The organism is Corallococcus sp. AB049A (assembly GCF_003668885.1).
Classification (GTDB): domain Bacteria; phylum Myxococcota; class Myxococcia; order Myxococcales; family Myxococcaceae; genus Corallococcus; species Corallococcus interemptor.
Map to the genome: position 1 here is coordinate 1 of NZ_RAWL01000405.1, position 7,660 is coordinate 7,660.

Annotated in this window: 6 protein-coding genes; all 6 read left to right on the forward strand. The window is 71.7% G+C overall.

What is annotated here, in order from left to right; translation table 11 throughout:
• Window positions 1–584 precede the first annotated feature (584 nt).
• Window positions 585–1,391 (forward strand): hypothetical protein, encoded by an 807-nt coding sequence (locus D7X55_RS31550; RefSeq protein WP_121725005.1) that lies wholly within the window; start codon window positions 585–587, stop codon window positions 1,389–1,391.
• A gap of 121 nt (window positions 1,392–1,512) precedes the next feature.
• Entirely contained in the window at window positions 1,513–3,168 is a 1,656-nt protein-coding gene (locus D7X55_RS31555) for a hypothetical protein (RefSeq protein WP_121725006.1), read from the forward strand.
• Window positions 3,165–3,869, forward strand: coding sequence for an ABC transporter ATP-binding protein (locus tag D7X55_RS31560; RefSeq protein WP_121725007.1), 705 nt, complete (start codon window positions 3,165–3,167; stop codon window positions 3,867–3,869). Before D7X55_RS31555 ends, D7X55_RS31560 begins: the two co-directional genes overlap by 4 nt.
• Window positions 3,866–5,152 carry an ABC transporter permease gene (locus D7X55_RS31565; protein ID WP_120548954.1) on the forward strand — a complete coding sequence of 429 codons (1,287 nt, stop codon included), beginning with the start codon at window positions 3,866–3,868 and terminating at the stop codon, window positions 5,150–5,152. The genes D7X55_RS31560 and D7X55_RS31565 overlap by 4 nt, the downstream gene beginning before the upstream one ends.
• Window positions 5,149–5,916: a hypothetical protein gene (locus D7X55_RS31570; RefSeq protein ID WP_120548953.1), complete on the forward strand. Its 768-nt coding sequence runs from the start codon at window positions 5,149–5,151 to the stop codon at window positions 5,914–5,916. Before D7X55_RS31565 ends, D7X55_RS31570 begins: the two co-directional genes overlap by 4 nt.
• A 117-nt stretch (window positions 5,917–6,033) precedes the next feature.
• The coding region (locus tag D7X55_RS31575) for a serine/threonine-protein kinase (protein ID WP_147470278.1) at window positions 6,034–7,660 on the forward strand (1,627 nt) is incomplete at its 3' end.

Here is a 7,660-nt window from a genome sequence, read left to right on the forward strand (position 1 = left end):
TTAAGTCGTCGGCAGCGTCAGATGTGTATAAGAGATAGGCCCTCCACGCTGGACGCCGGCCGGGCGCTCCGGGAGGGACGGGCGGACGTGGTGGTGGGGCTGTGGGGCGACGTGGAGCTGGCGGCGCGGGACCGGGGCGGCAAGGTGCTGGCCACCACGGCGGACGCCCCGCACCTGCTGGCCACGGTGCTGGTGGCCCGGGGCGACTTCGCGGCGCGCTACCCGGACGCGGTGCGGCGGGTGCTGCGGGGGCTGTTGGACGCGGGACAGGGCGTGCTGAAGGACCCGGCCGCCGGGGCCCGGCTGTTGGGCGAGGTGGCGCCCTACCTGGGCGACCCCACGGAGGCCATCCGGAGCGCTCCGCCCGCGACACTGGCGGACAATCGGGCCTTCTTCGGACTTTCCGGCGAGGCGCCGGTTACCTATGACGAGCTCTTCCAGAGCGCCGCGGCGCTCTTCCAGAAGCTCAAGCGCGGGAATGCGCCCCCACCGGCGGAGGACACGCGGGACCTGGGCGCGCTGAAGTACGTCTCCGAGGCGCGGGGGCCCTGACAGCGGGGCGTTAGAGGGAAGGGGAGTCGGACGTGGCGAAGACACCGAACTACATCAAGGCCGCGTTCCTCCTGCCGGCCAACCTGGTGGGGCTGACGACGGCGGCCATGTCCAGCGCCGTGACGCAGGAGCCGCTGCCCATGATGGTGGCGCTGGGCGTGGAGGGCGTCTACCTGGCCGTCCTGTCGTCCATGAAGCGCTTCCAGCGCGCCGTGCGGGCGCAGCAGCCGGACAACCCGGAGGCCGCGCGCGCGGCGGTGGACTCGCTGCTCGCGGACCTGGCGCCGTCGCAGCGGGACCACTACCAGCAGCTGGTGGGGCTGAAGGAGAAGATCCTCGCCAACTACCGCAAGCTGCCCGGCGGGCGCGTGCTGGTGGCGGACAGCGAGCCCAAGCTGGACGCGCTGCTCACGTCCTTCCTGCGGCTCATCTCCGCGCTCAACCAGTACCGCACGTACCTCAACGGGTCCGACCGCGAGCACCTCACCTCCGAGGTGACGGCGCTGGAGGCGGAGGTCGAAAGCGAAGCCAACCCGCGCCTCAAGGACGTGAAGGGCAAGCGCGTGGAGATCCTGCGCAAGCGCCTGATGCGCTTCGAGCAGGCGGGCGAGAGCCGCGAGGTGGTGAGCCACCAGCTGGCGGGCATCGAGGACCTGATGCGGCTGACGCACGAGCAGTCCATCGCCATCCGCGACCCGGAGAGCGTCAACCGGCAGCTGGACGTGCTCTCCGCGGAGACGGAGGCCACGGACGAGACGGTGCGCCAGATGGAGCGCTTCCTCGACTTCACCGAGGAGACCTCCGCGCCCCTGCCGCACGGCGGCACCCGCGTGCGGTAGGGCGGGCACGGGCCCGGCCGGCGGGCACCTGTTCACCGTGGCACCTTGTGGCCATGGCAGGCGCCGGGAACGGCGCACGAATAGATTGACTCTCCGGCGCAGGCATCCTGTCCTGACGCCCATGCTCCGCCGCGTTGGATTCCTCCCGTTGGTCCTGCTGTTGGTCGTGTTCGCCGGCTGCTCGCGCTGCGGGAAGGAGGCGGCGGGGCCCGCGGATTCGCCCCGGGGTGTTTCGCGCTACCTGCCGCGCACCGCGCAGGCGGCCGTCGTCATCGACGACCTGGGCACGCTGGGCGAGAAGCTCGCGCGCTTCCAGAACCTCAAGGTGGCCACGTTCGTCGCGCAGCTGCAGAACTTCTCCTCCGCGGAGCGCTACGTGTCCGCGGTGATGCGGCAGGTGGGCGTGGACCTGCGCAGCCGGAAGGCGCTGGAGGACGCCGGCATCGACCCGAAGCGCGGCGCCGGCGCGGCCTTCCTCGGCGGCACGCAGGCCGTGTCCGTCATTGGCGTGAAGGACGCGGACAAGCTGAAGACGACCTTCGCCACCTTCGCGCGCTCGCGCCTGGGCGCTTCGGAGGAGAAGGACACGAAGGTGGATGCCGGGCGGCTCGTCACCTTCAACCGCCCGGGCTCCACGGAGCCCATGCTGGGCATGCTCTTCCTCAAGCACGACCTGGTGCTGCTGTCCGCGGGCGCGGCCGTGCCTCGGCTGACGGAGCTGGCGGCGCTGCCGGAGGAGCAGTCGCTTTCGAAGGAGCCGGTGCTGGAGGCGTCCCTCAAGCGCCTCTCCGGCGACCGTGACTTCCACGTGTGGCTGCCGGGCGGCATGGGCCTCCTGCCCGCGGGCAGCGTGCAGGGCATCACCTTCACGGGCCACATCGAGGACCGCGCGGTGACGCTGCGCGCGGACGCGCCGTGGCCGGACACGCAGGTGTCGCTCGCGGCGCTGGAGGCCAAGGGCGGCGAGTCGCTCGCGGGCTGGCTGCCGCAGGACAGCTTCTTCGTGGCGCGCTTCCGGGGTGACCCGTCGCAGCTGGACGGCGTGTGGCCGTACCTGGCCGGCTCGCAGGTGACGCGCGCGGTGCAGGAGGCGGGCTTCAACGTGAAGACGGAGGTGCTGGACAACCTCAAGCCGGGCATGGCGCTGAGCCTGTCGCTGGCGCCCAACGTCAACCTGTCCTCGGGCATGCCGGACCTGGACCTGCGGCGCACCAACCCCTTCCGCTTCGTCAACCTGGTGGCGCTCGCGGAGGTGAAGGACGTGGCGAAGGGGCAGGCCACGCTCGAAAAGGTGCCGGGTTTCGCGGGCGGCTTCGGCGCGAAGGTGGAGGCCACGGACCTGAGCGGCCAGAAGGCGTACCTCACGTCGTACCGCGCGGGCGAGGGCGCGCACTTCGCGCTGTCCAAGGACGGCAAGCTGGTGCTCGCGGCGCCCAAGGCGCGCCTGGAGTCCACGCTGGCCTCGTTCGCGCAGCCCGCGGGCGCGGGCCCCGTGTCCGAGGACCTGAAGGCGGTGGGCAAGGACGCCGCGCTGGTGGTGCTGTTGGACCTGCGCCGGCTGTCGGACGCGGTGAAGGCGCTGCCGTCCGCCGCGTGGGGCATTGGCGGCTTCGCCATCAAGGCCACCACGGTGCGCTGGCTGGACGCCACGGATGACCTGCGCGCGGTGACCATGGCCCTGTCCCGCAAGGACAAGGCGCTGCAGGCGGAAATCTCCCTGCGGCTCACGCCCGCGCCCGCGGCCTCCACCACCACGACCACCCCGGCCACGCCTTGATTCGCGCCCGAGATGTCGTGAAGGAGTACGAGGACGGCGAGGGCTCGCGCGTGCGCGTCCTGGACGGCGTGTCGCTGGACGTGGAGGCCGGGGACTTCGTCGCGGTGGTGGGCGCGTCCGGCAGCGGCAAGTCCACGCTGCTGCACCTGCTGGGCGGCCTGGACGTGCACTACCAGGGCACGGTGGAGGTGGGCGGCGTGAAGCTCACCGGCCTGAAGGACAAGGAGCTGGCGCGCTTTCGCAACACGCACGTGGGCTTCGTCTTCCAGTCCTTCCACCTCATCCCCAACCTGTCCGCGCTGGAGAACGTGCTCTTGCCCTCGCACTTCGGTCCGGCCACGCCGGATGGCCGCAAGCGCGCGAGCCAGCTGTTGGAGCGCGTGGGCCTGGGCGCCAAGCAGGACCGCGCGCCCATCCGGCTGTCGGGTGGCGAGCGTCAGCGCGTGGCCATTGCCCGCGCCCTGTTTGGCGGCCCGAAGCTGCTGCTCTGCGACGAGCCCACGGGCAACCTGGACGCGGCCACGGGCGCGGGCGTCATCCAGCTGTTCCAGGAGCTGCACAGGGAAGGGCTCACGGTGCTGACCGTCACCCACGAGGAGCGCATGAGCGCGGTGGCGCGGCGGGTGCTGCGGCTCAAGGACGCGCGGCTGGTGGAGGAATCCCCCGCGTCAGCCGCCATGGCGTCGCGAGGTGCCCCGTGAGGTTCGACGCACTGTCGCGACTGGTGAGGTTGTCCCTCGCGCGCGAGCGCAAGGGCGCGTTCTTCTCCGCCTTCGGCGTGGCCATGGGCGTGGGCGCGCTGGTGTTCTTCGTGGGCCTGGGCCTGGGCGTGGGGCGCGTCATCCGCGAGCGCATCTTCCCCACGGACTCGCGGCTGGTGGACGTGGTGCCCCCGGCGGTGTCGCTGGGCCTCCTGGGCGGCGGCAAGCTGGACGCGGCCGCGGTGGAGCGGCTGGCCGCGCTGCCCGGCGTGGAGGCGACGTACCGGAAGATGAACGTCCGCGTGCCGGCGGTGACGCGCTACGACGGCGTCTTCTTCGGCTCGCGCCTGCGCATGGGCATGGAGGTGCTCGCGGTGGGCGTGGACCCGGGCCTCGTGCAGAAGGACGTGGGGCTGCCGGAGGCGAAGGACTTCAAGGACCCGGGGGAGGGCAAGGCCATCCCCGCGCTCATCTCCACGCGCCTCCTGGAGCTGTACAACAAGACGTTCGCGCCCGCGCGCAAGCTGCCGCAGCTGTCCGCGGAGATGCTCATCGGCTTCGGCTTCCCCGTGGAGTTCAACCGCTCCTACGTGGCGGCCACGTCCGGCGGGCCCACCAGCACGCAGCAGGCGCAGGTGGTGGGCGCGTCCGACCGGGCCATGCTCGCGGGCATCACCATCCCGCTGGACACGGCCGTGCGCATCAACCGCGCTTCCGGCGCGGACGCGGACAGCTACTCCGGCGTCACGCTGGTGGCGGCGGACCCCTCGCGCGTCCCGGAGCTGGTGGAGGCGGTGAAGGGGATGGGCTTCGAAATCGATGATCAGGAGCGCCGGATGGCGGAGAACGCGGGCGCGGCGGTGGCGCTCACCACGTCCGCGCTGGCCCTGCTCTCCATCCTCATCTGCGTGCTGGCGGCGGTGAACATCGCCCACGCCATGTCCTCCTCCGTGCGCGCGCGGGCCAGGGAGATTGGCGTGATGCAGGCGGTGGGCGCCTCGCGCGCGGACGTGCGCGCCATCGTGCTGGCGGAGGCCGGCGTGGTGGGCGTGCTGGGCGGCGCGGCGGGCACGGCGGCGGCGCTGGTGCTGGCCTTCATCGTGGACCGGCTCGCGAAGAGCCACCTGCCCAACTTCCCCTTCAAGCCGGAGAGCTTCTTCTCCTTCCCGGCGGGGGTCGTGCTGGGCGGCGTGCTGCTGGGGCTGCTCGCCGCGCTGGCCGGGGCCTACTTCCCCAGCCGCCGCGCCGCCGCCACGGATCCGGCCAGGACGCTGGCGGGATGAGCGGCCCCTCGCGCAAGACGCTGCTGGCCAACGTCGTGTGCCTGGGGGCGCTCGGGTGGATCTACGGGGGTGACCTGTCGGATGCGCTGCGCGCCCGGACCGCGGAGGTCTCCGCGCTCATGTCGCCGCCGTCCACCGTGCGCACCAGCGTCGTGCTGGGGCTCGCGGGCGTGGGCCTGGCCGTGTTCACTGCGGGGCTCCTGCGCAAGAAGCCGGAGGACTTCAAGGGCTACCGGCTCTTGCCCATCCTGCTCGTGCTGGCGCTCTTCGTGGACCTGGTGCTGGCGGAGGGGCGCACGCCGCTGGACTCACCGGACCTGGCCGCCGTGGCGCTCCAGCGCTTCCAGGGAGAGGCCCAGAAGCGGGCCACGGTGGCGGCCGTGCCCGCGCGAGCCGAGGAACTCCAGCCGCTCGTGGACGCCCTGGGCTCGCCGCCGTACCTGGAGCGCGGCCTCGCGGTGCCGGCCTACGCACTCCAGGTGCGCACCGGGTGCCAGGGCCCGGTCCGTGACGCGCCCGGCACGAGGCCCGGCACGCTGATCTACTGCGTGTCCCCTGACGGCAAGCAGGCCTGGGTGACGCTGGTGGGGCTGCCCGCCGAGGTGCGCTTTGGTGCGCCCGCCGTGCTCTCCCAGCGGGGCGAGCCGCGCGTCGCCATCGTGCGCGCCCAGCTCCCCGAGGAGGAGGAGAAGGGCGCTCCGCCCGGAATCGACCTGGAGGACTCCCTGGTGGATGGGGGCGAAGCGGTGTTCCCTTCACCCTGATTCGGGTGGATTCGGGCCGCCTGCAGGGCAAGCAGGCGGAAATAGGTCCGCGCGCGCGGTTGACCCTGCGGAGCCGCGATCGATAGGCTCCTTGCAAGGACTCGACCCCCACTCAAAGTGACGACCTCTCAACCGAAGCGGCAACCCATCCCGTTCGGGAAGTATCTCCTCCTGGACCGCGTCAACATCGGTGGCATGGCGGAGGTCTGGCGCGGCAAACAATTTGGCGCCAGCGGCTTCGAGCGGCTCGTCGCCATCAAGCGCATCCTGCCGAACATCGCCGAAGATGAAGAATTCATCTCGATGTTCATCGATGAGGCGAAGATCAGCGTCCAGCTGACCCACGCCAACATCGCGCAGATCTACGAGCTGGGGCAGATCGCCAGCAGCTACTTCATTTCGATGGAGTACATCCCCGGCAAGGACATGCGGGCCATCTTCGACCGCTGCCGGAAGAAGGGTGAGCCCGCGCCCGTGCCGCTGGTCGCCTTCTGCGTGGCGAAGATGTGCGAGGGCCTGGACTACGCCCACCGCAAGAAGGACGGGATGGGGCGCGAGCTCAACATCGTCCACCGCGACATCTCGCCGCAGAACGTGCTCGTGTCCTTCGAGGGCGAGGTCAAGGTCATCGACTTCGGCATCGCGAAGGCGGCGGGCAAGGCGACCAAGACGCAGGCCGGCATCCTCAAGGGCAAGTTCGGCTACATGAGCCCGGAGCAGATCCGCGGCCTGCCGTTGGATCGCCGCTCGGACGTGTTCGCCATTGGCGTGTGCCTCTACGAGATGCTCACCGGCGAGCGCCTCTTCGTGGGCGACAGCGACTTCTCCGTGCTGGAGAAGGTGCGCAAGGCGGAGGTGCCTTCGCCGTCCACGTACAACCGGCGCATCCCGGAGGCGCTGGAGCGCATCGTCCTCAAGTCGCTCGCGAAGGACGTGGAGGAGCGCTACCAGTACGCCAGCGAGCTGGGCGACGACCTGCAGCGCTTCCTGCTGACGAGCGACTCCATCTTCGGCCGCAAGGACCTCATGCAGTACATGAAGTCCACGTTCGCCGAAGAGGTGGAGCGCGAGAAGCAGCGCCTGGCCGAGTACGCGGACATCCGCGCGCCGGACGGCATGCTGGCGGCCATCGAGGCGGGCTACAGCGGCCCGTCCCCGGTGCCCACGCAGAGCCTGACCAACATCCCCGCCGTGGCGCCTTCCGCGCCCGCCGTGGAGCCGGTCCCCGCGCCGCCGCCGCGCGCCTCCAACTCCGGAGGCGCCGCGCAGGGCGCTCGCCGCTCGCCCACGCTCGCCGCGCTGCCCAAGCTGACCGCCGCGCCCGCCGCGCCCTCGCCCAAGGAGGACGAGGAGCTGGCGACGCAGATGGTGGATCGCGACGCCGTCTTCAACGACGCGCCGGAGCCCACCACCCAGCCGGGCGCCGCCATTGGCCGCGCCGTCACGCCGCTGGAGTCCCCGGCCGCGCCCCACGATGACGACGGAGAGGATGTGTCGGGCCGCACGGCCGTCATCCCGCCGCCCTCGTCGCTGCCGCCCTCGGGGCCGCCGCGCCTGTCGCAGAACAGCGCGCCGGTGCTGACCGCCGCGCCGCCGCGCCCGTCGCTGACCAACGTGCCCACGTTGATGGCCAACGACGCGCCCTCGCCCCGGCAGACGCCCAACCGGGGCAATGATCCGCTGCCGCGCATCGTCCGGCCGGACTCGCCGCCGGAGCCGATGCCGCCCCCGCAGCGTCCGCCCG

Excerpts from the sequence above, each read along its gene's own strand:
- D7X55_RS31570 (WP_120548953.1), top strand. The coding sequence starts at position 5,149 with ATGAGCGGCCCCTCGCGCAAGACGCTGCTGGCCAACGTCGTGTGCCTG.
- D7X55_RS31555 (WP_121725006.1), top strand. The coding sequence starts at position 1,513 with ATGCTCCGCCGCGTTGGATTCCTCCCGTTGGTCCTGCTGTTGGTCGTG.